We start from the raw sequence: 23,968 nt of genomic DNA on the forward strand, positions 1-23,968 counted from the left end.
TATGCTGAATAATGTTAGGCGAATGTTTAAGCCTGTTACGGAGTCCGCTTTAAATAGCACAAACAGCTTTAAGGAGAAGAAGATGAAAAAGACTGCCGCAATTATCTCTGCATGTATGCTGACTTTTGCCCTGAGCGCCTGTTCCGGTCCTAATTACGTTATGCACACCAATGATGGACGTAGCATTGTGACCGACGGTAAACCCCAGACCGATAACGATACCGGTATGATTTCGTATAAAGACGCTAATGGCAACAAACAGCAGATCAATCGTACTGACGTGAAAGAGATGGTGGCTCTGGAAAACTAACCGTTTGTTATACAAAAAAAAGCACCGCAATATGGCGGTGCTACATTAATCACTATGGACAGACAGGGTAAATGTACAGGAAGTGAAAAAGGGTAGTCTCGCTACCGTGGTCTGAATCGCAGACCAATTGCAAACACAACAACACAACATCACAACCGTAAGCCAAAAGCCCATCAGAACACGCATTCCGATAAAACTTTTCGTTCCGGCTCAGGAAGTGCCGCCACTATAGGTATTTGCTGGTAGAACCTCAACGGACAATTTATAATGTCTCAGATTAAAAAAACTAATAGGTTACATATCGTTACCTATTTGTTAAATTCATTCGACATTAAGTCCAGAGGCCATGTCAAAACGATTACCTCCTTTAAATGCGTTACGCGTTTTTGATGCTGCCGCGCGCCATTTGAGCTTTACGCGAGCAGCGGAAGAACTTTTTGTGACGCAGGCCGCAGTAAGCCACCAAATTAAGTCACTTGAGGATTTTTTGGGGCTAAAACTGTTCCGCCGCCGCAATCGTTCGCTGTTGCTGACGGAAGAAGGCCAAAGCTATTTTCTCGACATTAAAGAGATATTTTCCCAGCTCACGGAAGCAACGCGTAAGCTCCAGGCGCGCAGTGCCAAAGGGGCGCTGACGGTGAGTTTACCACCCAGTTTTGCCATCCAGTGGCTGGTGCCCAGGCTCTCCAGCTTTAACTCAGCTTATCCGGGAATTGACGTTCGGATACAAGCCGTTGACCGTCAGGAAGATAAACTGGCAGACGATGTCGATGTCGCGATTTTTTATGGCCGGGGAAACTGGCCGGGCTTGCGCGTCGAAAAATTATACGCAGAATATTTACTGCCCGTCTGTTCTCCTTTATTGCTCACAGGCGAAAAACCGTTAAAAACGCCGGAAGATCTGGCGAAACACACGTTATTGCACGATGCCTCCCGGCGTGACTGGCAGGCCTATACTCGTCAGTTAGGGCTCAACCATATTAACGTTCAGCAAGGGCCGATATTTAGCCACAGCGCGATGGTGCTACAGGCCGCTATTCACGGACAGGGGATCGCGCTGGCGAATAATGTTATGGCGCAGTCGGAAATTGAAGCCGGGCGACTGGTGTGTCCATTTAACGATGTTCTGGTGAGTAAGAATGCTTTTTATCTGGTTTGTCATGACAGCCAGGCAGAACTGGGTAAAATAGCCGCCTTCCGTCAGTGGATTTTGGCGAAGGCGGCGACGGAGCAAGAAAAATTCCGTTTTCGTTACGAACAATAATTAACTTAGGGTATGACCATGACCAGCCGTTTTATGCTGATTGTCGCCGCTATCAGCGGTTTTATTTACGTTGCTCTGGGCGCGTTCGGGGCGCATGTTTTGAGTAAAACCCTGGGCGTGGTTGAAATGGGCTGGATTCAGACCGGCCTGCAATATCAGGCGTTCCATACGCTGGCGATCTTTGGCCTGGCGGTGGCGATGCAGCGCCGTATCAGCATCTGGTTTTACTGGAGCAGCGTTTTTCTGGCGCTGGGCACGGTGCTGTTTAGCGGCAGCCTGTACTGCCTTGCGCTTTCGCATCTGCGCCTGTGGGCGTATATCACGCCTGTCGGCGGCGTCAGTTTCCTGGTGGGCTGGGCGCTATTGCTGATTGGCGCCATTCGTATGAAACGTAAGGGCGCGAGCCATGAATAAAGTTGTATTGCTCTGCCGTCCGGGGTTTGAAAAAGAGTGCGCTGCAGAAATTACCGATAAAGCGGGAAAACGGGAACTATTTGGTTTTGCACGCGTAAAAGAGAACGCAGGCTATGTCATTTATGAATGCTACCAGCCAGAAGATGGCGAAAAGCTGATTTCAGAGCTGCCGTTCAGTTCGCTGATTTTCGCCCGCCAGTGGTTTGTGGTGGGTGAACTGCTGCAACATTTACCGCCGGAAGACAGAATTACGCCGATTGTCGGCATGTTGCAGGGCGTAGTGGAAAAGGGCGGCGAGCTGCGAGTTGAAGTCGCCGACACTAATGAAAGTAAAGAACTGATGAAGTTCTGCCGCAAATTTACGGTGCCGCTGCGCGCGGCTTTGCGTGATGCGGGCGTATTGACGAATTATGAAACGCCGAAGCGTCCGGTCGTTCATGTCTTTTTTATCGCGCCAGGATGCTGCTATACCGGTTATTCGTTCGCGCATAACAATTCACCGTTTTATATGGGCATCCCGCGTTTGAAGTTTCCGTCTGATGCGCCGAGCCGCTCAACGCTGAAACTGGAAGAGGCGCTCCACGTTTTCATCCCGGAAGATGAGTGGGATGAACGTCTGGCGAACGGCATGTATGCGGTGGATTTGGGCGCCTGTCCCGGCGGATGGACGTACCAGTTAGTGAAGCGCAATATGTGGGTCTACTCCGTAGATAACGGCCCGATGGCGCAAAGCCTGATGGACACCGGACAGGTGACCTGGTTGCGTGAGGATGGCTTCAGGTACCGTCCGAACCGGAATAATATTTCATGGATGGTCTGCGATATGGTGGAGAAGCCGGCCAAAGTCACCGCGTTAATGGCGCAGTGGCTGGTGAACGGCTGGTGCCGGGAGACGATTTTTAACCTTAAACTGCCGATGAAAAAACGCTATGAAGAGGTGTCGCATAACCTGGCGTATCTTCAGGCGCAGTTGGATGAGCATGGCGTTAATGCGCAGATCCAGGCGCGTCAGCTTTATCACGATCGCGAAGAAGTGACGGTACACGTGCGTCGGTTGTGGGCGGCTGTTGGCGGGCGTCGCGACGAGCGATAAAAACGCGCTGCCGTCATCCGGCGCGTCATCAGCGCCGGATGGCGCACGCTTATCCGGCCTATGACTGCGGCGCATCTGAAACAATATGCGTCACATCATCCAGATGGCCGATGCGCGCCTCTCCTGAACGATTAAATTTACTTTTATCAATCAATAATAAAGACTGCGAGGCGCGCCTGAGCAGGATAGATTTAAAATCGGCGTTGATCGCATTGGAGTCCCACAGATCGCCGCCGCCGTCGATCCCCTCGCAGGAAAAGATGAACAGATCGATATCAAGCGATTTTAGCTGTGAGATAAGCGACGGGTTAACGTAACAGCCATATTTACGTTCAAGCTGGCCGCCGGAACTTATCAGCGCAATGCGTTCGCGTTTTCCCAGCTCCTGACAGATAGGATGGCTATTGGTAAAAACCTGAATGGGAATATCCGGCAACTGGCGGGCCAGATACCAGCAGGTTGAACTGGCATCCAGCGCAATCGTCATTCCTTCTTCTATCCACGCTAACGCTTCACGGGCAATATCGGCTTTATGCGCATAATGGCTTTTCAGGCGGATATGGAATGGATCGCCGCTGTCCTGATTTTCACGATGAATATATTTAGCTCGTCCGTGATTACGCAGCACTTTTCCCTGCGTCTGTAGTTCACTGAGATCGCGGCGGATGGTCTCTTTACTGACGTTAAGCCGGGTGGCCAGCGCTTCGGTGGTCAGACTTTTATGATTGATCAGCAGATCGACTATCGCTTGTTGGCGTGCCGCTTTCATTTTTCTCACCCCATCATTCGATGAACGCCCGCGTCATGCGGGCGCACCGGCAAGAGATTACGGCGTTACCCCTTTTTTTAAAAGAATATTTCCGTACTTCGCGCACTCACCTGTGATAACGATCGCAAACGCTTTTTGCGCCCGCTCATAAAACGCATAGCGGTCGATACGAACGATATCCGGGCACGGCGCTTCTAATGACAAGGCATCGCGATAGCGCGCTTCAACGCTGGGATCGAGCGTGTCGCCTTCCACGGCGGCCATCATCACCAGCGGCGGGGCGTAGCTATCCAGCTCAAAGAGCGGAATAATTGCCCGCAGTAGATCGCTGACGCTAAGACCATCGGCGCGAATCACCTGCGGACCCAGGCTATGCGCGGGAAAGTGAGCGTCGGAAAAAATGATTTCGTCCCCGTGGCCCATCTCGGCCAGCACTTTGAGCAGTGTCGGGGAAATTAACGGTGAAATGGTTTTTAGCATTTCATACTCCCTCAATAATTTCAGGTTCGGTTTGCGGCCAGAAATAGCGATACTGATAATTGACCTGCGCGCGCGCCTGTTCCGGGCTACTAAATTCGCCTACGCCGTACCAGCCAAACATGGCAGCGCCGGCCACGGTGGTTTCCGCGTCGTCCAGCACTTTGATAGGGATATCAAGCTGATTCGCTTTAATTTGATTCCATAAAGCGTTGCGACTGCCGCCGCCAACCAGTAACAGTTCTGTGGCGTTAAAATGGCCGATTTTCTCCAGCGTGCGCAGATTACGTTGAAGTTGCGCCGTCAGGCCTTCCAGCGCGGCGCGATAGAAATGGCCGCGGGTGGTATTGAGCGTTACGCCCTGCCAGCCTGCATTTTGGCAGGCGAGTAGATCGCACTGCATCCGCACGCCTTCCGCGCCAGCGGGAATAGCGCGTGCTTCGTCGATCAGCGTTTGCCATGGCGTTTCCGGCGTCCACAGCAGTTTTCGTACCCATTCGAGTACGCCGGAGGCCAGCCACTGCATTCCGGGGTTATAAAGCCCCGACTGACTGTCCAGTTCACAGGTCGAGCCCGGATACTGACTGAGCAGCGAGGTATCCACCTGACCGCTGCGCACCATCAGAATCTCCCATGTTCCGGAGGAGAGCACCGGTTCACCTTGCTGCGCGCCAGCGCCGAATAACGCGAACTGAGTATCGTGTCCGGCAGAGATCACCGGCACACCCGCCGGGAGACCGAGTAGCCTGGCCGCGTCTGTCTGTAGCGTGCCTATCGGGGCGCCCGCTTCCACGATACGCGGGAACAGGCGGCGCGCCAGGCCCGTCGCTTGCAGGATTTCCGGACTAAAGTCGCGCTGATGGATATCCAGTAGCTGGCTGGTGCCTGCCATAGTGATATCGGTCGTAAACTCGCCGGTCAGACGGTGGTTAATCAGCGACGAGATAAACAGCCAGCAGTGAGCTTGTTCCAGCAGGCGCGGATGATTCTCTTTAAACCAGACCAGTTTATACAGCGTGTTAAAGCTGAACGCACCGACGCCGGAGAGCGTCTGCAATTGCCGGGGCGAGATAAAGCGCTCAATCGTTTCCATCACGGCAGCGGTTCGCGGGCATTTCCAACTGATGACCGGGTAGAGCAGCTTACCCTGCGCATCGACCAGCGCGCCATCGACGCCGAAAGTGGTCACCGTAATACCGCGAACAACACACTCCGACAGGGCGCTGGAGAGTGACCTGCAACAATCGGCGAAACGTTGCAGGATGGCGTCCAGCGACCACTGATGCCAGGCGCTATTTTCTGCGGCAATGTCGCTGGCGTTAGCGGTTGAGGCGCGGGCGACAATTTTCCCCTGGCGATCAACGGCGATCGCCCGAACGTTAGTCGCACCGCAGTCGAGAACCAGGATAACGTCTTGTTTCATAGATAACTCCATAAACGCCGCCCGATGGCGCTACGCTTATCCGGCCTACGGTTCACGCGCCCGTAGGCCCGGTAAGCCTGCGCCACCGGGCTAAGCCGCATTAACGTTTATACAGCGGGCCATAATTTTGGCAGGCGCGATAATCCTGGCCTTCGATATCCATACCGTGAGCTGCCCAGGCGGAAGGACGGTAGATCTTCGCCTCCTCCACGTTGTGCATACATACCGGGATACGCAGCATCGCGGCGAGAGTAATAAAGTCCGCCCCTACATGACCGATGGTGAGTACGCCGTGGTTAGCGCCCCAGTTCGCCATCACCGAATAGACATCGGTAAACGGGCCTTTTCCGGTAAGGCGCGGCGCAAACCAGGTGGTAGGCCAGGTAGAGTTGGTGCGGGCATCAAGCTGATCGTGCATCGCTTTCGGCAGTTCGACGCTCCAGCCCTCAGCGATTTGCAGCACTGGTCCCAGGCCTTTGATGATATTCACGCGGGTCATGGTGAATGGCACGCCGCCTTCGGTCAGGAAACGGGATGAGTAGCCGCCGCCGCGGAAGTATTCGTGAATCGCCGGGCACCATTCAGTGGCCGCCAGACACGCATCCGCCTCTTGTTGGCTGATTTCCCAGTGCGGTTTCATGGTCGGCTTGCCTTCGCTGTCGCGCTGTTTACAGGCACCGTCCAGAGCGGCAGAACCGGAGTTAATCAGGTGAATAATGCCGTGTTCCGCCAGGCCGCTGAGCGCCTGGCCGGTGACGCGTTCTACGGCTTCCGGCGACCAGTAGGTTCGCACGTCGGCGAATATCTGCGCGGTACCAGTGAGTTGATGGCCGAACAGCATCGCTACGCCGTTCAGACTGTCATTTTCGGTGGCGACGACAAACGGTTCGCGTACGCCGTTCCAGTCAAAAGAGCTATTGAGCAGCGCTTCGGCGGTATCGCCGTTCGGGTATTGATCGGTCCAGTGGCGCTGGCCCTGGAAGCCGGCGGCAATGGCGTTGTAGCCCAGCGATTCTTCAACTAACCCTTTGTCCGCCAGCGTCTTGTTGCCCTGCATCATGTCGCGAATACACATCGCCATCAGCAGGCTCTCTTTTAACACCGCGCGGTTCTGGGCTTCATTGCGCTTATACTGCGAGGCGTTCTGATCTTCGCCGTAGCGGAAGTTTTTATCCGCCCACGCCAGCGCCATCTCCAGTTCGGCCTCATCATAAATTTTTTGATCGATACGGCGGCGCAGTTCGGTCATATCTACCGCTTGCACCTTCATGCCCAGCCAGGATTCAAAGAAGTTATGATCGACAATGGAACCCGCGATCCCCATCGACACGCCGCCGACGGAGAGGTAGCTTTTGCCTTTCATGCTGGCTACCGCTAACCCTGCCCGCGCAAAACGCAGCAGTTTTTCTTCGACGTCGGCGGGAATGGAGGTATCGTCGGCATCCTGCACATCATGGCCATAAATGGAGAACGCCGGAATGCCTTTCTGGCTGTGCGCCGCCAGCGCCGCGGCAAGGTAAACCGCCCCAGGACGCTCTGTGCCGTTAAAGCCCCAGATGGCTTTTGGACGCATCGGGTCCATATCAATGGTTTCGCTGCCATAGCACCAGCATGGCGTAACGGTAATGGTCACGCCCACGTTTTGGCTGCTGAATTTTTCTTCACAGGCGGCGGATTCCGCCATTCCGGCAATACAGGTATCCGCAATGACGCACTCCACCTGAGCCCCGCAGGCGTGGCGGATTTTCTCGGTGATGAGCGCCGCCGTCGCTTTCGCCATGTTCATGGTTTGTTCTTCGAGCGACTCGCGTACGCCCATACGACGTCCATCAATCACCGGGCGGATACCGATTTTCGGTAAGCTGATTTTTTTCATGACAGATTCCTCACGTTATTCGGATAAATGTTCAGTTTGTCGCCGCTTGTGAACGGAAACGGGCAAAAATGAAGATGACGGCAAAGCACAATGCCGGAACCAGTTCGGCGGTCGGGATTTTGCCTGCGGCGTCGCTAACGAAGCCCATTACTGGCGTGACAATACCGCCGCCAATGATGGTCATGACGATAAAAGACGAGCCGTACTTAGTGTCCTGTCCCAGATTTTTGATACCCAGCGAGAAGATGGTCGGGTACTGGATTGACATAAATGCGCTACACAACGTCAGCGCCAGCAGGCCGATATGTCCGCCGCTAAAGGCGGAAATCAGACACAGGAGCATGGCAAACAGGGCGTAGGCGGCCAGCACTTTATGCGGCGCGAAGCGGCTGATAAGCCAGGTCCCGGTGAAACGGCCGATAAAGAAGCACACCATCGTGCCGGTCAGGTAATTGGCGGCGAAACCGGGCGTCATTCCAGGGATCTCCTCAATGGCGTAGCGGATCAGATAGCTCCAGCAGGCGGTTTGCGCCCCCACGTAGCAGAACTGCGCCAGCACCGCCCAGCGCCAGTGGCGGATACGGATGAGTCGGGAGAGAGAAGATAAGAAAGAGCTTTGTTTAGCATCGCTATGATCGTCACTTTGCAGGGCCGGAAATTTGGTCAGCATAATCAGCAGCGCAACTACTAATACGATGGCGACGATAATCATGTATGGCGTTTGTACCGATAACACCAGGCTGTGTTTATAGGCGCTAAGCTGATCCGGCGTCATTTTATCAAGCGCTTCTTGCGATTGATGCGGCACGTTAGACAAAATAAGGCTTTGCCCAAACACAACGGCGATAATAGCGCCAAAGGAGTTAAAAGTTTGCGCCAGATTAAGCCGGAAATGTCCACCGCTTTCTGGACCTAATACCGTCACAAAAGGATTGGCCGCAGTTTCAAGGCAGCCTAAACCGGCGGCGATGATAAACAGGCCAATTAAAAACAATGTGTAATTCATTATCTCAGCGGCAGGCCAGAATAATGCGGCGCCAACAGCATACAAAAAAAGCCCGGTGATAATCCCTGCTTTATAACTGAGTTTTTTCATCAAAATCCCAGCGGGGATTGGAATGACGAAATAACCGAAATAAAAGGCTGACTGAATAAGCCCAGCCTGAAAGTTAGTTAGCGTAAAAGCTTGTTGAAACTGCGGTAATAAAATGTCATTCAGATTATTGGCGACGGCCCACAGAAAAAATAGCGAGCAAAGTAAGGCGAATGGAATAATGTAGCGCTTGCTCTTGCTTTGCTCTGCATCCACAGCACGAAAACTCTGCGTTTGTATTGTTGTGTTTCCCATAGCATCCTCATCGGTTCAGAAGCTTTTGCGTGCGGTCGGTTCTGGTCACCAGACCGTTAAATTAGGTGAGTTCGCTTTTCTTTCCGGTAATAAATTGGCGTCCGGAATGAACTCATGGAGTCATTTTCAAATAAAAAAGGCCTTTTAATATGATGGTGGTCACATTTATACCTGAGAGCAGAGCGTTCTGTGATTATCATCACTTTAATTTTCATAAAAAAATGACCGTTTGAGATGTTTAATTTAAAAAAACCACAGACTGAATGCCCGAATTAAATTATTGCCACGAAAACGGGCAGTAGTAACTTATTCTTCATCTTTGCCCGTTTTAAAAAATATTATTAAGAGCGGGCATTTATCGGCGAGAGAAACGGTAGTCGTCTGGTTTATCGTGGCGAATTAATTGATGTGAATCACAAAATATCGTTATTTAAATTCCCTTCTCTTTATTCAGTATGATGATAGTTGCTAACTATTCGATTATTTCAACAGGACAGCAGCGCGATGCGAAAGGCGGTTTTGTTGTCTCATTTTGAATCACAGAGAGAGGTAAATAATGGAACGAAATAGACTGGCGCGGCAGATTATTGATACCTGTCTGGAAATGACGCGGTTAGGGTTAAATCAGGGGACGGCAGGTAACGTGAGCGTACGTTATCAGGGCGGAATGCTGATTACGCCGACGGGGATCCCCTACGAGAAGCTGACAGAGTCGCACATTGTCTTTATTGATGCAGACGGTCAGCATGAGCAGGGCAAGCTGCCTTCCAGCGAGTGGCGTTTTCATATGGCGGCATACCAGACGCGCCCTGATGCCAATGCCGTGGTACATAACCACGCGGTCCATTGTACGGCAGTCTCGATCCTGAATCGCCCGATTCCGGCGATTCACTACATGATTGCCGCCGCGGGTGGAAACTCTATTCCCTGTGCGCCCTACGCCACTTTTGGCACCCGCGAACTTTCTGACCATGTTGCCGTGGCGCTTAAAAATCGTAAAGCGACGCTGTTACAGCATCACGGGCTTATCGCTTGTGAAGAAAATTTAGACAAAGCGTTGTGGCTGGCGCATGAAGTGGAAGTGCTGGCGCAGCTCTATTTAAGTACGCTGGCCATTGTCGATCCGGTACCGGTACTGGATGACGAGGCGATCGCTATCGTACTGGAGAAATTTAAAACTTACGGATTACGTATTGAAGAGTGATGTCAGGAGACAGGCGATGGCGAACAGAATGATTCTGAATGAAACGGCATGGTTTGGCCGGGGAGCGGTGGACGCATTAACCGATGAGGTGACGCGCCGCGGTTATCATAAAGCGCTGATTGTTACCGATAAAACGCTGGTGCAATGCGGTGTGGTCGATAAAGTGACAAGCAGAATGGATGCCGCAGGGCTGGCGTGGGAGATCTATGCGGGCGTGATCCCTAATCCTACGATTTCCGTTGTCCAGGAAGGGCTTAAGGTCTTTACCCAAAGCGGCGCGGACTATCTCATCGCCATTGGCGGCGGTTCTCCGCAGGATACCTGCAAAGCGATCGGTATTATCAGTAACAATCCGGAATTTGCCGATGTGCGCAGTCTGGAAGGGCTATCGCCGACCCGTAAACCCAGCGTGCCGATTATGGCGATCCCGACAACGGCGGGAACCGCGGCGGAAGTCACTATCAATTATGTGATTACCGATGAGGAGAAACGGCGCAAATTCGTTTGTGTCGATCCACATGATATTCCGCAGGCGGCATTTATCGATGCCGATATGATGGACGGTATGCCGCCCGCGCTGAAAGCGGCAACGGGCGTGGATGCGCTAACCCATGCTATTGAAGGCTATATTACCCGGGCCGCATGGGCGCTGACGGATGCCTTACATATCAAAGCCATTGAGATTATTGCTGGCGCGCTACGCGGCGCCGTAGCCGGAGAAAAAGAGGCTGGTGAGGCGATGGCGCTGGGGCAATACGTTGCCGGGATGGGGTTTTCCAATGTGGGGCTGGGACTGGTGCATGGGATGGCGCATCCGTTGGGCGCGTTTTACAACACGCCGCACGGCGTCGCGAATGCTATTTTGCTTCCGCACGTGATGCGTTTCAATGCCGGGTCTACCAACGAGAAATTTCGTGATATCGCCCGGGCGATGGGGGTGAAGGTAGAAGGATTGAGCCTTGAAGAGGCGCGTAATGCCGCAGTGGAAGCCGTATTTACGCTAAATCGCGATGTGGGAATTCCGCTGCATTTGCGTGATGTCGGCGTTCGAAAAGAGGATATCCCGGCGCTGGCGCAGGCGGCGTTCGATGATGTCTGTACGGGCGGCAATCCGCGTGAAGCGAGTCTGGCGGACATTGTCGAACTGTATCATACCGCCTGGTAATTTTGCCGGATGGCGCTGCGCTTATCCGCTCTACATTTCGTGCAGTCCTGTAGGCAGGATAAGGCGTTCACGCCGCCATCCGGCAACAAAACTACCGCGCCAGCCGTAGCTGCTGTAAGTTTCCGTCGATATGTAAATCGGTTTGCAGACGTGCAATATCGCGGCAAAGAAATGCCATTTCTTTATGCGTCTCAAGCTTTTTGCGCCACTTTTCCGGCACCTCGTCCAGATGGGCGTAAATTCCCTCCAGATTTTGAAACTGAATCAACAGCTGGGTCGCGCTTTTGGGGCCGATACCGGCAACGCCGGGGACTTTCGAACTGCTGATTCCTGCCAGACCCCAGTAATCCGGCAACTGCCGGGGAAGTACGCCAAACTCTTTTTCAATAAACGGCGCGTCCAGCCAGCGTTTCTGGAAGTAGTCGCGAATGCGCAATCCCGGAGAGAGCAACTGGCAATAGCCTTTATCGGTTGACACAATGGTTGCCTGGTGTCCGGCTTCGGTAACTTTTAGCGCCAGCGTCGCCGCCAGATCGTCCGCTTCGTTACCGTCTGATGCCCAACAGCGTACGCCGCGCTGTTCAAACGCGGCGCGTAGGGCGGGCATTTCATTATGTAAATCGTCAGGCATCGGCGGACGTCCTGCTTTGTAGTCCGGCAAACGCTGATGACGCCAGCCGCTACTGCGCGCGTCGTCATCAAATACCGCTACGGCATGGGTTGGCTGGCTGTGAATAATCAATTGATCGAGCGCGTGTTGGCAGGTTTCCACACAGGGCGATCCCTGAACGGCGTGAATACGGCGAATCAAATTGAGCGCGTCGACGATAAGCAGATGAGCAGCCACGGTGTTCTCCCTTACAAACCTGCGCGTAGGGTAACATTCACGGCGGGGGGAGGCGAGCATTGCGAAATAGCGCTATCCGTAGGCCTGATAAGCGAGGCGCCATCAGGCAACAAAAGCCGGATGGCGGCGAGCGCCTTATCCGGCCTACAGATCCTAAAATGTGCTGAGAATTAATCGCAGGTAACGATCTTCATCGCCAGGCCGCCGCGCGAAGTTTCGCGGTACTTAGCGTTCATGTCTTTACCGGTTTCGTACATGGTCTCAATCACTTTATCGAGGCATACGCGCGGTTCGCTGGTACGGCGCAGCGCCATACGCGCGGCGTTGACCGCTTTGACTGAAGCAATCGCGTTACGCTCAATGCAGGGAACCTGTACCTGACCGGCAACCGGATCGCAAGTTAACCCCAGATTATGCTCCATGGCGATTTCTGCGGCGATACACACCTGCGCCGGACTACCGCCCAGCAGCTCGGCCAGACCCGCTGCCGCCATGGAACAGGCCACGCCGACCTCTCCCTGACAACCCACTTCGGCGCCGGAAATAGAGGCGTTCATCTTATACAGCGAGCCAATCGCACTGGCGACCAGCATATAGCGAGCAAGCGAGTTAGCATTTACTTCGCGGATAAACTTGTCATAGTACGCCAGCACCGCCGGAACAATACCACATGCGCCGTTAGTCGGCGCAGTGACTACTCGTCCGCCTGCGGCATTCTCTTCGTTCACCGCCAGCGCGAACATATTGATCCAGTCGACGACCGCCATCGGATCGGTGGTGGTCTTATCCTGACTGACCAGCACCCGACGCAGCGCCGCCGCGCGACGCGGAACGCGCAGTTTGCCCGGCAATACGCCCTCGGTGGTGATACCGCGCTCAATACCGCTGCGCATCACCTCCCAGACCCTGGCGAAGTGCTGCTCCAGCGCTTCTTTACTGTGCAGGGCCAGTTCGTTTTGCATCATCAGACCGGAGAGCGACAGACCCGTCTCCTGGCAGTGGCGCTGTAAATCCGCGGCGGTTTTATAAGGGTACGGTACGTTAACGGGTTCGCTATTCGTCAAACCAAAGTGCTCTTCATCGACGATAAAGCCGCCGCCAATGGAGTAGTAGGTTTGGCTGTAGAGCACCTTATCGCCCGCCAGCGCGGTAATACGCATCCCGTTTTCATGCAGAGACAGGTTGTCGGCGTGGAAATTCATGCACTTATTGACCGGAAATTCGACTTCATGCTGCCCATTAGCCAGTAGTAAACGCCCATGGGTGTTCACATCCTGGATAAAGGACGGAATGGCGTCGATATCGACGGTGTCCGGCAGATTCCCCGCCAGGCCCATAATAATGGCGATATCAGTGTGGTGGCCTTTACCCGTCAATGACAGAGAGCCGTAGACATCCACCACGACGCGGGTGACATCTGTAAGGATATGGCGGGCAATCAGATCGTCCGTGAACTGCTTGCCTGCTTTCATTGGTCCGACGGTGTGAGAACTGGAAGGGCCAATGCCGATTTTAAAAATATCGAATACGCTAATCATAGGGCATCCATTGCGGTTGTATCATAGAGAAGCGCCGCGGTAAGCGGCGCTAAAGGACTTAGCTGAACAGTGAGTAGAAAATAGCGGAGATGGCAATCAGGCCCATAATCACAACGAATACGTTGCTGATATGACCGCTGTACTTACGCATTGCCGGTACTTTCTGGATGGCATACATCGGCATCAGGAACAGAATCATCGCGATGATCGGGCCGCCCAGGGTTTCAATCATGCCCAGGATGCTGGGGTTCAGCGTCGCCACAATCCAGGTGGTGACCAGCATGAACAGCGCGGTAATTTTATTCAGTTTGTTGATTTCGATGGATTTACCTTTACCACGCAGCGATTTAATCACCATCCCGTTAAAGCCTTCACGCGCGCCCAGGTAGTGGCCGAGGAAGGATTTGGTGATAGCAATCATCGCAATGATCGGCGCCATCCAGGCGATGATCGGCGCGTTAAAGTGGTTTGCCAGGTAAGACAGAATAGAGATGTTCTGCTCTTTTGCCGCTGCCAGATCTGCCGGCGTCAGGCTCAGCACGCAGCTGAAGACGAAGAACATCACGGTCAGCACCATCATGATGTGGGCGAAGGCCAGAATTTTAGAACATTTCTTCTCTGCGCCTTCACCGTACTCTTCACGCTTCGCAACCGCGAAGGAGGAGATGATCGGGGAGTGGTTGAAAGAGAAAACCATCACCGGAATCGCCAGCCACAGCGTCATCCACAGACCGTTACCGGTAGACGCGGCGGAATCAAAGGACAGCGTTTCCAGCGCCGCGCCGTTCCACTGCGGGATCAGGTACAAGGCCAGCAGCATCAGCGCAGCGACGAACGGGAATACCAGGATACTCATCGCCTTAACGATCATTTGCTCGCCGAAGCGCACGATAGTCATCATGCCAACAATCAGGATCAGGGAAAGAATCGCCCGCGGCGGCGGATTAATCGCTAACTGGTGGGTCAGGAAGCTTTCCACGGTATTAGTAATCGCCACGCTGTAAACCAGCAGGATGGGGTAAATCGCGAAGAAGTAAAGCAGGGTAATCAGTTTACCTGCGCCGATACCGAAGTGTTCCTCAACGACTTCAGTGATGTCTTCACCCGGGTTTTTACCGGACAGCACGAAGCGGGTTAAACCACGGTGTGCGAAAAAGGTCATCGGGAAAGCGAGAATCGCCATGATGATGAGCGGAATCATGCCGCCGACGCCTGCGTTGATCGGCAGGAACAGAACGCCCGCGCCGATTGCCGTGCCGTAAAGGCCCAGCATCCACATGGTATCCGTTTTGCGCCATGCGCTTCGAGAGTCAATCGAAGCAATCGTGCTGGTCTGAGTGGTTTCCATCTATTTCTCCTGGAGGATGCTAAAAATCAGGTTGCTGGTCTAATCCAATGAAAAAAGACCTGATCGTAAAATGAAATCTGCTTAGGGACGCTTTTTATATAATTTTTCGCCGTAATAATTTTCGGGCGGAAAGATACATTTAAGTGATGAATCTATCAGTGATCCCGATCTCAAATGCAATAATCCGCTTCTTACATGGATAAATTTGGACCATTAATCTATTAAAAAAACGTCATAACGAATTTCCGGGCGCGAAGGCTACCATTAACGATATAAGGCCGGAAAGATTGGGGCGCAAGATACGGAGGTTTGACTATAAAAATCAAGGTTTTTAGTGGATTCTGGCGAAGAATAAGAGTTTGGACCGATAAATCACGGTAAGAGGAGTGAAGTAAACGTTTGCCTGGCAATCTATTTATGATGAATTATAAATGGTGTTTATAAAACAATGCGGGCTATGCCTCTGATGATCATCATAAAAAATGAAGGCATGCGTTAATTGCCATACCGCAATGAAAGGAATGGGAGAAGCGCCCGGCTGCTGGCGGCAACCGGGCATAAGCGCTAAGCGCAGATCTCGTAACAGGGGATGTAGGCGGAACCCGGCAATTTCATACGATGCTGCGCGACGAATCCCTGCAGCAGATCGTCCATGCGACGCATCATCTCTCGATCGCCGTGGATTTTATACGGACCATTAGCTTCAATGGCGCGTATCCCGACCTCCTTCACGTTCCCCGCGACAATACCGGAGAAGGCGCGCCGCAGATCCGCCGCCAGAATCTCAACCGGCTGATCCGGGTACAGTTTCAGGTTGGCCATATTCTCATGCGACGGTTCAAACGGTACCTGAAGATCCGGTGCAATACGCATCGACCAGTTAAAACTATAGGCGTCGCCGGTATCGCGGCGATTCTCTTTCACTTGCGGCATCGCTTTCTTCATCAGCCGCGCTACCTCCGCCGCATCGTCAATGATGATGCGGTAATGACGGCGGGCCGCTTCGCCCAGCGTATGGGTAATAAATTCATCCAGCACGCGGAAGTAATCGGCGCTCTCTTTTGGTCCGGTCAGGATCAGCGGCAGCACCTGATTTTTATTGGCTGGATTCATCAGAATCCCCAGCAAGTAAAGCAGCTCTTCCGCCGTACCCACGCCGCCCGGGAAGATGATGATACCGTGTGCGATACGGACGAACGCTTCCAGGCGTTTTTCGATATCCGGCATGATGATCAGTTCGTTCACCAGCGGGTTAGGCGGTTCAGCCGCAATAATGGAAGGCTCAGTCATGCCGATAAAGCGGCTGTCTTTATAACGCTGTTGCGCGTGACCGACCGCCGCGCCCTTCATGGGGGCTTCCATCGCCCCAGGGCCGCAGCCGGTGCAGATGTTCAGCTCGCGTAATCCCAACTGCGTGCCGACGCGACGGGCATACAGGTACTCGTTTTCGTTAATTGAGTGGCCGCCCCAGCATACCACCATGTTTGGCGCTTCGCCGACGTGCAGCGCCCGGGCGTTGCGCAAAATGGAGAACACCAGATTGGTGATATGTGTTGAGCTTTCAAGATCCAGATGCTGGAAACGGCCGGCATTGTGGATCTGCCCATTCACAAAGAGAATGTCGCGCAGCACCGCGAACAGGTTAGCCTGTAGCGCACGAATAATCCGCCCGTCAACAAAGGCGTCTTCAGGCGGATTAATCAATTCCAGCTTCACGCCGCGCTCGCGGCGCAGTACGTTAATATCGAAATTTTCAAAGCGGGACAGCAGCTCTTTGCTGTTGTCGGTCAGGCTGCCGGAGTTAAGAACGGCAAGTGAACAGTTACGAAACAGTTGATACAGGTCGCTACTGGCCGTGCGTTTCAGCATGTCCACTTCCAGTTGCGACAACATATCCATTGAGCCAAGCGGGCTAATATGTGTAATCAAGTAAACTCCTTATGGGACGCAACACGCCATTCCCTGTTGATTACAATAGCCCTGGCTGATGACCTTTCACAACCTTACATGCGCAATCCGGCACGCAAAATTGACAAAAAAAATTACTGTCGCGCCAGCCTGCCTGTGGCGGGCGCGAAATCGGTATTGCTGCGCCAGGGATTAATGTCCAGCCCGCCGCGGCGGGTATAGCGCGCATAAACGCTTAACGTTTCCGGCTGGCAGAAGCGCAGAATGTCATTAAAAATACGCTCTACGCACTGCTCGTGAAATTCATTATGGTGACGGAAGGAGACCAGATAACGCAGCAGTTTTTCCCTGTCGATTTTGCGCCCGCGATACTGAATTTGTATCGAGCCCCAGTCCGGTTGGTGGGTGATCAGGCAGTTGGATTTCAACAGATGACTGACCAGCGTCTCCTCTACTTGCTTCTCGCCGCTGACCGCATGTTGCAGATAGTCGGTAGTAAACTGGTAGTTGTCGATACTGATATCCTGATCGTCAATACAGGTGCCGTGGAAATGGGCGACAGGCTGTCCTTCCAGCTCATCAAGACGATGAAGCCTCACGCTAACGTTGCCCTGCGCGCAGGCGCGCAGATCGCGCTCCAGCGTCTGGCGCACCGTCTCCCAGGTGTCAAAGCGCGTCTGGTTAAAGCTGTTCAGATACAGTTTAAAGCTTTTGGATTCGATTAAATTAACGCTGGTGTAATCCAGTTCGACATGCCCGACGGCGACCTGTGGAAGACCCTGGCTGTTAAGCCAGGAAAGTTCATACAACGTCCAGATATCCGCGCCGTGGAACGGCAAATTATCGGCTGTTAATCCGAGCGGGTCACGATTCAAACTGCGCGGTACACCCTGCAGCAGGCTGGCGTCATAATTGTCCCGGTAATCCGTTGATTTTCCGAGAGTCAGGCCATCGAGAGCCTGATGGTTTTCATAAGAAGACATGTTTCACCGTCATAAACCAGATACACTATGCGCCAAGTGTATCCTGGCTTTTATGAAGAGAGAAACTGGTGGACGAACTGACAGCGCAGGCATTGAAAGCCTTTACGACGCGTTACTGCGACGCGTGGCAAGAAAAACACGGTAGCTGGCCGTTGAGCGAAGAACTGTATGGCGTACCTTCTCCGTGCATTATTTCTTCAACCCGCGATGCCGTTTACTGGCAGCCGCAACCTTTTGAAGGCGAAGAAAATGTAAACGCGGTTGAACGCGCCTTTGATATTATGGTACAACCTGCGCTCCACGCGTTTTACACCACGCAGTTTGCTGGCGACATGCCCGCGCAGTTTGCGGATGAAAAGCTTACGCTACTGCAAACCTGGAGTCAGGATGACTTTCGGCGCGTGCAGGAAAATCTGATAGGCCACCTGGTCACGCAAAAGCGGCTCAAGCTTCCTCCCACGCTTTTTATTGCGACGCAGGAAAATGAGCTTGAGGTCATTTCGGTCTGTAATCTGTCCGGCGAGGTGATTAAAGAAACGCTGGGCACCCGCAATCGTACCGTTCTTGCCGCAACGCTTGCGGAATTCCTTACGCAACTTAATCCTCTTCTGTAATCGTTTGCCCTAACAGGTGTGAGAGATCTCTTACAAAGTCTGTAGGAGATCGCCAGGATATCAGCGGATACTGAGCCCCGTTTTCTTATGTAAGTCTATATAAAACAACTAATTAAAATGTTTTTGCGCACTTTCATATGAAAATTTACTTAAGGTATTGTCTGTAAGCGTCTTGTAAGACAAGGTGAAACAGGCGATTCTATCTTCGTCGACAGGGAGTCGTACAACGAAGCGAACGTCAGGATGATGACGCTTCAGCAGGACACGCCAGGATGGTGTTACAAGGAAAGGCTTCAGGATGAAGCAAAGTGGAAAGCGCAGGATGCGTTAAAGGACACCTCCAGGACGGAGAACGAGAGCCGATCAGGATGTTCGGCGGGTCTGGATGACCAGGGACGCTTCAGGAAGAAGCTATCACATCGGGCGATGTGCGCAGGATGCAAACGTTCAGGATGAACAGGCCGTAAGGTCACAGGAAAAGTTGTCACGGATGAGCAGGGAGCACGAAAAGTAGCTGGAATGCTGCGAAACGAACCGGGAGCACTGTTTATACAGTGCTCCCTTTTTTTTGTTATTCTTCGCGCCAGATTTTCATCATTGAGGTTTTTAACATGACGACTCATGACCGTGTGCGTCAGCAGTTACATACGCTTGAAACGCTGCTGCGCGAGCATCGCCACTGGCGGCAGGATGCGCCGCAGGCGCACCTGTTTACCAGCACCCAACCATTTTTTATGGATACCATGGAACCGCTGGAATGGCTGCAATGGGTATTGATCCCACGTATGCATACCCTACTTGATAATGCGCAGCCGCTGCCCGAGGCGTTTGCCGTCGCCCCTTATTATGAAATGGCGCTGGCGGCGGATCATCCGCAGCGGGAGGCGATCCTGGCGGTTTTGCAGGATCTGGATGCGCTATTCGCCCGCGATAAATCCTGATGCTGGAGATCCTCTATCAAGACCCGTGGCTGGTTGCCGTGAATAAACCCGCAGGCTGGCTTGTTCACCGGAGCTGGCTGGATCGCGACGAAAAAGTCGTGGTCATGCAAACGGTGCGCGACCAAATCGGCCAGCATGTTTTTACCGCCCACCGTCTCGACAGACCCACGTCGGGCGTACTGTTAATGGGGCTGTCCAGCGAAGCGGGACGCCGTCTGGCGCAGCAGTTCGAGCAGCACCACATCCGTAAACGCTACCATGCCATTGTGCGCGGCTGGCTGATGGATGACGCGGTACTGGATTATCCGCTGGTGGAAGAGCGCGATAAAATTGCCGATAAATTCGCCCGCGAAGATAAAGCGCCCCAGCCGGCTGTAACGCAGTATCGCGGGCTGGCGACGGTCGAAATGGCGGTGCCGACCGGGCGTTATCCCACCACGCGTTATGGCCTGGTTGAGCTGGAACCAAGAACGGGACGCAAGCACCAGCTTCGTCGTCATCTGGCGCATCTGCGTCATCCTATCATCGGCGACAGCAAGCATGGCGATTTGCGACAAAACCGCAGCGCCGCAGAGCATTTTGCCTGTCGTCGCCTGATGCTTCATGCCAGTCGGCTTGAACTGACGCACCCCTTCACCGGACAGCCGTTGATAATTCAGGCCGGGTTGGATGAAACCTGGATGCAGGCGCTGACACAGTTTGGCTGGCGTGGACTTCTCCCTGACAATGAAAGGGTTGAGTTTACGGCGGCGTCCCGGCAGGATGAGACTCATCAGGCATAATTCAGGGAGATACGCATAATGGCAGAAATTGGTATTTTTGTCGGGACTATGTATGGCAACTCACTGCTGGTGGCGGAAGAAGCGGAAGCGATCCTCGCCAGACAGGGCCACAGCGCGACCGTGTTTGAAGATCCTGAACTGTCCGACTGGCAGCAATATCAGGATAAGGTTGCGCTGGTCGTTACCTCGACGACCGGGCAGGGCGAACTACCGGATAGCATTGCGCCGCTCTTTCACGGCATTAAAGATACGTTGGGTTTTCAGCCAAACCTGCGTTACGGGGTGATTGCGCTAGGTGATAGCAGCTACCCCAATTTCTGTAATGGCGGCAAACAGTTTGATGCCCTGTTGCAAGAGCAAAGCGCGCAGCGGGTGGGGGAGATGTTATTCATTGACGCCAGCGAACATCCGGAGCCGGAGAGCCAGTCCAATCCCTGGGTTGAAAACTGGGGAACTTTACTTTCCTGAGGTAAATCCCTCCCCCCTACGGGAGGGTACCTTTTCGTTTGCTTGCGTTGCCAGTAAGCAAAATCACGACCTGTATACAGTGTAAAGTAACTGAATCGTGTTAGCTTTGGGCATATGCCCGCAAAAGCGGCAGTTTTTTACGGGCGTTTTCATGTAATCAAGCGACCTGTTTCACATTCTTCTCTTTTTATTCCTCCTGCGTCGACGCCGACGCCTTCTGATTTCATTTCCGTGAAGTGGCTTCCACTGTCCTGGGCTTTTGCCATAAACAGGCGTAATTCATCGCCAAAATACTGTGTTGTTGCACGGTGAGTGTGTGTGGCGCGCTTTTTATACTTTTCCTGCCAGTGAATAAAAGCATGCAGCGTGCAAAGCAAACGACCTAATAAAAGCTGCAACAAGGAAACGTTATCTCTGATTCCCTACCGGTTGTGCAGTTCAGAGTGAGCGTAGCTAACGCGAAATTTCAGGAGTGCAACAATGAGTTCATTAAGTCACGCGGCGAGCAGTGCGGAGAAACGCACGAACGCCCGCTACTGGATAGTGGTGATGCTGTTTATCGTCACATCCTTCAACTACGGCGACCGCGCCACATTGTCCATTGCCGGCTCAGAAATGGCCAAAGATATCGGCCTTGATCCGGTAGGTATGGGCTATGTTTTTTCTGCTTTTTCATGGGCCTATGTTATCGGGCAGATCCCGGGCGGCTGGCTGCTGGACCGCTTTGGTTCCAAACGCGTCTATTTCTGGTCTATTTTCATTTGGTCAGTCTTCACCCTGTTGCAGGGTTTTGTCGATATCTTTAGTGGTTTCGGCATTATTGTCGCCCTCTTTACGCTTCGTTTCCTGGTTGGTCTGGCGGAATCGCCTTCTTTCCCGGGCAACAGTCGCATTGTTGCAGCCTGGTTCCCGGCGCAGGAGAGGGGAACGGCGGTGGCCATCTTTAACTCCGCGCAATACTTTGCCACGGTTATTTTCGCGCCGATTATGGGCTGGCTGACGCACGAAGTGGGCTGGTCGCATGTCTTCTTCTTTATGGGCGGGTTAGGGATCATCATCAGCTTTATCTGGTTGAAAGTTATCCATGAACCAAATAACCATCCGGGCGTAAATAAGAAAGAGTTGGAGTACATCGCAGAAGGCGGCGCGCTGATCAATATGGATCAGAAAGACACCAAAGCGAAAGTACCGTTTAGCGTCAAATGGGGCCAGATCAAACAGCTGCTGGGCTCTCGTATGATGATTGGCGTTTACATCGGTCAGTACTGTATTAACGCATTGACCTATTTCTTTATTACCTGGTTCCCGGTCTATTTGGTCCAGGCGCGCGGCATGTCGATTCTCAAAGCGGGCTTTGTCGCCTCGGTTCCTGCGGTCTGCGGCTTTATCGGCGGTGTGTTGGGCGGCATCATTTCCGACTGGCTGATGCGTCGTACTGGCTCCCTGAATATCGCGCGCAAGACGCCGATTGTGCTGGGGATGTTGCTGTCAATGGTTATGGTGTTCTGTAACTATGTGAACGTGGAATGGATGATCATCGGCTTTATGGCGTTGGCCTTCTTCGGTAAAGGTATCGGCGCGTTGGGCTGGGCAGTAATGGCGGATACCGCGCCGAAAGAGATCAGCGGTCTTTCCGGCGGCTTGTTTAATATGTTCGGCAATATCTCCGGTATTGTGACGCCAATCGCGATTGGTTACATCGTTGGCACCACCGGTTCCTTCAACGGCGCGTTGATCTATGTCGGCGTACATGCCCTGGTGGCCATCATCAGCTATCTGGTGCTGGTAGGCGATATTAAGCGTATTGAACTGAAACCTGTCGCAGGACAATTATCATGACAACGCAATCCAGTCCCGTTATTACAGACATGAAGGTCATTCCGGTTGCCGGACATGACAGTATGCTACTCAACATCGGCGGCGCGCATAACGCGTACTTCACCCGTAACATCGTCGTCCTCACCGATAACGCCGGGCATACTGGCGTCGGCGAGGCGCCGGGTGGAGAAGTGATTTATCAGACGCTGGTCGATGCTATTCCGATGGTATTAGGCCAGGAAGTCGCCCGCCTGAACAAAGTGGTGCAGCAGGTGCATAAAGGCAACCAGGCCGCTGATTTTGACACCTTTGGTAAAGGCGCATGGACGTTTGAATTGCGGGTTAACGCGGTGGCAGCTTTGGAAGCGGCGCTGCTTGATCTACTGGGGCAGGCGCTTAATGTGCCGGTCTGTGAACTGTTAGGCCCCGGTAAACAGCGCGATGCCGTCACCGTGTTGGGCTATCTCTTCTATATTGGCGATCGTACTAAAACCGATCTGCCGTATCTGGAAAGCACGCCGGGCAGTCATGAATGGTATCGCCTGCGTCATCAGGAAGCGCTGAACAGCGACGCGGTCGTGCGGCTGGCGGAAGCGTCTCAGGATCGCTACGGCTTTAAAGATTTTAAACTCAAGGGCGGCGTGCTGCCGGGCGAACAAGAGATTGATACCGTTCGCGCGCTAAAAAAACGCTTCCCGGACGCACGTATTACCGTGGATCCGAACGGCGCCTGGCTACTGGATGAAGCCATTGCGTTGTGCAAAGGGCTGAATGATGTACTGACCTACGCGGAAGATCCGTGCGGCGCGGAGCAAGGATTCTCTGGTCGTGAAGTCATGGCGGAGTTCCGCCGCGCTACAGGACTGCCGGTGGCGACCAATATGATTGCCACCAACTGGCGTGAAATGGGACATGCAGTGATGCTCAACGCGGTAGATATTCCTCTTGCCGACCCGCATTTCTGGACCCTCACCGGCGCCGTTCGCGTGGCGCAACTGTGCGATGACTGGGGGCTAACCTGGGGCTGCCATTCGAATAACCATTTTGATATTTCACTGGCGATGTTTACCCATGTCGGCGCGGCGGCGCCAGGCAAACCCACCGCTATTGATACGCACTGGATCTGGCAGGAGGGCGATTGCCGCCTGACTAAAAATCCGCTGGAAATTAAAAACGGCAAAATTGCCGTTCCGGATGCGCCAGGACTGGGCGTGGAGCTTGACTGGGAACAGGTGCGAAAAGCGCATGACGCGTATAAAAAGCTGCCAGGCGGCGCGCGTAATGATGCAGGCCCGATGCAATACCTGATCCCTGGCTGGACTTTTGACCGCAAACGCCCTGTTTTTGGTCGTCACTAATTCTGAATAAGGACACAGTT

Annotated in this window: 23 protein-coding genes; 12 read left to right on the plus strand and 11 right to left on the minus strand. The window is 53.2% G+C overall.

The features are described from left to right. The first annotated feature begins 82 nt into the window (after positions 1 to 82). The 4 genes from ACLJR2_RS02400 (at position 83) to rlmM (ending at position 3,081) form a co-directional block, all read left to right on the plus strand. Positions 83 to 310, plus strand: a complete 228-nt coding sequence (locus ACLJR2_RS02400; protein ID WP_000750393.1) for a YgdI/YgdR family lipoprotein — start codon at positions 83 to 85, stop codon at positions 308 to 310. 346 nt (positions 311 to 656) lie between these two features. Continuing rightward, positions 657 to 1,574: a glycine cleavage system transcriptional regulator GcvA gene (gene gcvA, locus ACLJR2_RS02405; RefSeq protein WP_000044409.1), complete on the plus strand. Its 918-nt coding sequence runs from the start codon at positions 657 to 659 to the stop codon at positions 1,572 to 1,574. A gap of 18 nt (positions 1,575 to 1,592) precedes the next feature. Next, positions 1,593 to 1,988 carry a DUF423 domain-containing protein gene (locus ACLJR2_RS02410; protein WP_000203913.1) on the plus strand — a complete coding sequence of 132 codons (396 nt, stop codon included), beginning with the start codon at positions 1,593 to 1,595 and terminating at the stop codon, positions 1,986 to 1,988. After that, positions 1,981 to 3,081: a 23S rRNA (cytidine(2498)-2'-O)-methyltransferase RlmM gene (rlmM, locus tag ACLJR2_RS02415; protein ID WP_001045500.1), complete on the plus strand. Its 1,101-nt coding sequence runs from the start codon at positions 1,981 to 1,983 to the stop codon at positions 3,079 to 3,081. Before ACLJR2_RS02410 ends, rlmM begins: the two co-directional genes overlap by 8 nt. 58 nt (positions 3,082 to 3,139) lie before the next feature. Here the strand turns inward: rlmM and fucR are convergent, their stop codons facing one another. The 5 genes from fucR to fucP form a co-directional block, all read right to left on the minus strand. Further along, positions 3,140 to 3,850, minus strand: coding sequence for an L-fucose operon activator (gene fucR, locus ACLJR2_RS02420; RefSeq protein WP_000642330.1), 711 nt, complete (start codon positions 3,848 to 3,850; stop codon positions 3,140 to 3,142). A 57-nt stretch (positions 3,851 to 3,907) separates the two neighbouring features. After that, a complete protein-coding gene (fucU, locus tag ACLJR2_RS02425; protein WP_000920848.1) occupies positions 3,908 to 4,330 on the minus strand; it encodes an L-fucose mutarotase in 423 nt (140 codons plus the stop codon). Between the two features lies 1 nt (position 4,331). Continuing rightward, positions 4,332 to 5,750 (minus strand): L-fuculokinase, encoded by a 1,419-nt coding sequence (fucK, locus tag ACLJR2_RS02430; RefSeq protein ID WP_000806778.1) that lies wholly within the window; start codon positions 5,748 to 5,750, stop codon positions 4,332 to 4,334. Between the two features lie 100 nt (positions 5,751 to 5,850). Continuing rightward, the gene (gene fucI / locus ACLJR2_RS02435; RefSeq protein WP_000724126.1) at positions 5,851 to 7,626 is read right to left on the minus strand and encodes an L-fucose isomerase; all 1,776 of its coding nucleotides are present in this window, start codon (positions 7,624 to 7,626) and stop codon (positions 5,851 to 5,853) included. 31 nt (positions 7,627 to 7,657) lie between these two features. Then, positions 7,658 to 8,974: an L-fucose:H+ symporter permease gene (fucP, locus tag ACLJR2_RS02440; RefSeq protein WP_000528622.1), complete on the minus strand. Its 1,317-nt coding sequence runs from the start codon at positions 8,972 to 8,974 to the stop codon at positions 7,658 to 7,660. A gap of 556 nt (positions 8,975 to 9,530) precedes the next feature. Here fucP and fucA point away from each other — a divergent pair. Further along, positions 9,531 to 10,178 carry an L-fuculose-phosphate aldolase gene (gene fucA, locus ACLJR2_RS02445; RefSeq protein ID WP_000440828.1) on the plus strand — a complete coding sequence of 216 codons (648 nt, stop codon included), beginning with the start codon at positions 9,531 to 9,533 and terminating at the stop codon, positions 10,176 to 10,178. Positions 10,179 to 10,194: 16 nt separating this feature from the next. Then, positions 10,195 to 11,343, plus strand: coding sequence for a lactaldehyde reductase (gene fucO, locus ACLJR2_RS02450; RefSeq protein WP_000013565.1), 1,149 nt, complete (start codon positions 10,195 to 10,197; stop codon positions 11,341 to 11,343). 91 nt (positions 11,344 to 11,434) lie between these two features. On the opposite strand, the gene xni is transcribed toward fucO, so the two are convergent. The 5 genes from xni to queF all read right to left on the minus strand — a co-directional run bounded on the left by xni (position 11,435) and on the right by queF (position 17,967). After that, the gene (gene xni / locus ACLJR2_RS02455) at positions 11,435 to 12,190 is read right to left on the minus strand and encodes a flap endonuclease Xni (protein WP_001519360.1); all 756 of its coding nucleotides are present in this window, start codon (positions 12,188 to 12,190) and stop codon (positions 11,435 to 11,437) included. 170 nt (positions 12,191 to 12,360) lie between these two features. Then, the gene (locus ACLJR2_RS02460; RefSeq protein ID WP_000626392.1) at positions 12,361 to 13,728 is read right to left on the minus strand and encodes an L-serine ammonia-lyase; all 1,368 of its coding nucleotides are present in this window, start codon (positions 13,726 to 13,728) and stop codon (positions 12,361 to 12,363) included. Positions 13,729 to 13,786: 58 nt separating this feature from the next. Beyond that, the gene (sdaC, locus tag ACLJR2_RS02465) at positions 13,787 to 15,076 is read right to left on the minus strand and encodes an HAAAP family serine/threonine permease SdaC (RefSeq protein WP_000450462.1); all 1,290 of its coding nucleotides are present in this window, start codon (positions 15,074 to 15,076) and stop codon (positions 13,787 to 13,789) included. A 564-nt stretch (positions 15,077 to 15,640) separates the two neighbouring features. Then, positions 15,641 to 17,005: a nucleotide 5'-monophosphate nucleosidase PpnN gene (gene ppnN, locus ACLJR2_RS02470; RefSeq protein WP_000627973.1), complete on the minus strand. Its 1,365-nt coding sequence runs from the start codon at positions 17,003 to 17,005 to the stop codon at positions 15,641 to 15,643. Between the two features lie 113 nt (positions 17,006 to 17,118). After that, a complete protein-coding gene (gene queF / locus ACLJR2_RS02475; RefSeq protein ID WP_000100462.1) occupies positions 17,119 to 17,967 on the minus strand; it encodes an NADPH-dependent 7-cyano-7-deazaguanine reductase QueF in 849 nt (282 codons plus the stop codon). 68 nt (positions 17,968 to 18,035) lie between these two features. Here queF and syd point away from each other — a divergent pair, with 68 nt between their 5' ends. The 4 genes from syd (at position 18,036) to ACLJR2_RS02495 (ending at position 20,772) form a co-directional block, all read left to right on the plus strand. Further along, positions 18,036 to 18,581: a SecY-interacting protein gene (syd, locus tag ACLJR2_RS02480; RefSeq protein WP_000343990.1), complete on the plus strand. Its 546-nt coding sequence runs from the start codon at positions 18,036 to 18,038 to the stop codon at positions 18,579 to 18,581. A gap of 611 nt (positions 18,582 to 19,192) precedes the next feature. Beyond that, entirely contained in the window at positions 19,193 to 19,522 is a 330-nt protein-coding gene (locus ACLJR2_RS02485) for a YqcC family protein (protein WP_001522911.1), read from the plus strand. Next, positions 19,522 to 20,304, plus strand: coding sequence for a tRNA pseudouridine(65) synthase TruC (truC, locus tag ACLJR2_RS02490; protein WP_000890031.1), 783 nt, complete (start codon positions 19,522 to 19,524; stop codon positions 20,302 to 20,304). Before ACLJR2_RS02485 ends, truC begins: the two co-directional genes overlap by 1 nt. An 18-nt stretch (positions 20,305 to 20,322) precedes the next feature. Beyond that, positions 20,323 to 20,772, plus strand: coding sequence for a flavodoxin (locus tag ACLJR2_RS02495; RefSeq protein ID WP_000807740.1), 450 nt, complete (start codon positions 20,323 to 20,325; stop codon positions 20,770 to 20,772). Between the two features lie 149 nt (positions 20,773 to 20,921). Here ACLJR2_RS02495 and ACLJR2_RS02500 read toward each other — a convergent pair whose 3' ends face one another. Beyond that, the gene (locus tag ACLJR2_RS02500; RefSeq protein ID WP_001540820.1) at positions 20,922 to 21,173 is read right to left on the minus strand and encodes a hypothetical protein; all 252 of its coding nucleotides are present in this window, start codon (positions 21,171 to 21,173) and stop codon (positions 20,922 to 20,924) included. Positions 21,174 to 21,252: 79 nt separating this feature from the next. Between ACLJR2_RS02500 and gudP the strand changes: the two genes are divergently transcribed. Next, positions 21,253 to 22,611: a galactarate/glucarate/glycerate transporter GudP gene (gene gudP / locus ACLJR2_RS02505; RefSeq protein ID WP_000097015.1), complete on the plus strand. Its 1,359-nt coding sequence runs from the start codon at positions 21,253 to 21,255 to the stop codon at positions 22,609 to 22,611. Then, positions 22,608 to 23,948, plus strand: a complete 1,341-nt coding sequence (locus tag ACLJR2_RS02510; protein ID WP_000211806.1) for an enolase C-terminal domain-like protein — start codon at positions 22,608 to 22,610, stop codon at positions 23,946 to 23,948. The genes gudP and ACLJR2_RS02510 overlap by 4 nt, the downstream gene beginning before the upstream one ends. The last annotated feature ends 20 nt before the right edge of the window (positions 23,949 to 23,968 follow it).

It is taken from the genome of Salmonella sp. SAL03688, from assembly GCF_046551895.1.
GTDB classification, from domain to species: domain Bacteria; phylum Pseudomonadota; class Gammaproteobacteria; order Enterobacterales; family Enterobacteriaceae; genus Salmonella; species Salmonella enterica.

Coding starts and splice junctions, on each gene's coding strand:
- ACLJR2_RS02400 (WP_000750393.1), top strand. CDS start 83: ATGAAAAAGACTGCCGCAATTATCTCTGCATGTATGCTGACTTTTGCC.
- gcvA (WP_000044409.1), top strand. CDS start 657: ATGTCAAAACGATTACCTCCTTTAAATGCGTTACGCGTTTTTGATGCT.
- ACLJR2_RS02410 (WP_000203913.1), top strand. CDS start 1,593: ATGACCAGCCGTTTTATGCTGATTGTCGCCGCTATCAGCGGTTTTATT.
- rlmM (WP_001045500.1), top strand. CDS start 1,981: ATGAATAAAGTTGTATTGCTCTGCCGTCCGGGGTTTGAAAAAGAGTGC.
- fucR (WP_000642330.1), bottom strand. CDS start 3,850: ATGAAAGCGGCACGCCAACAAGCGATAGTCGATCTGCTGATCAATCAT.
- fucU (WP_000920848.1), bottom strand. CDS start 4,330: ATGCTAAAAACCATTTCACCGTTAATTTCCCCGACACTGCTCAAAGTG.
- fucK (WP_000806778.1), bottom strand. CDS start 5,750: ATGAAACAAGACGTTATCCTGGTTCTCGACTGCGGTGCGACTAACGTT.
- fucI (WP_000724126.1), bottom strand. CDS start 7,626: ATGAAAAAAATCAGCTTACCGAAAATCGGTATCCGCCCGGTGATTGAT.
- fucP (WP_000528622.1), bottom strand. CDS start 8,974: ATGGGAAACACAACAATACAAACGCAGAGTTTTCGTGCTGTGGATGCA.
- fucA (WP_000440828.1), top strand. CDS start 9,531: ATGGAACGAAATAGACTGGCGCGGCAGATTATTGATACCTGTCTGGAA.
- fucO (WP_000013565.1), top strand. CDS start 10,195: ATGGCGAACAGAATGATTCTGAATGAAACGGCATGGTTTGGCCGGGGA.
- ACLJR2_RS02460 (WP_000626392.1), bottom strand. CDS start 13,728: ATGATTAGCGTATTCGATATTTTTAAAATCGGCATTGGCCCTTCCAGT.
- sdaC (WP_000450462.1), bottom strand. CDS start 15,076: ATGGAAACCACTCAGACCAGCACGATTGCTTCGATTGACTCTCGAAGC.
- queF (WP_000100462.1), bottom strand. CDS start 17,967: ATGTCTTCTTATGAAAACCATCAGGCTCTCGATGGCCTGACTCTCGGA.
- ACLJR2_RS02485 (WP_001522911.1), top strand. CDS start 19,193: ATGACGACTCATGACCGTGTGCGTCAGCAGTTACATACGCTTGAAACG.
- truC (WP_000890031.1), top strand. CDS start 19,522: ATGCTGGAGATCCTCTATCAAGACCCGTGGCTGGTTGCCGTGAATAAA.
- ACLJR2_RS02495 (WP_000807740.1), top strand. CDS start 20,323: ATGGCAGAAATTGGTATTTTTGTCGGGACTATGTATGGCAACTCACTG.
- gudP (WP_000097015.1), top strand. CDS start 21,253: ATGAGTTCATTAAGTCACGCGGCGAGCAGTGCGGAGAAACGCACGAAC.
- ACLJR2_RS02510 (WP_000211806.1), top strand. CDS start 22,608: ATGACAACGCAATCCAGTCCCGTTATTACAGACATGAAGGTCATTCCG.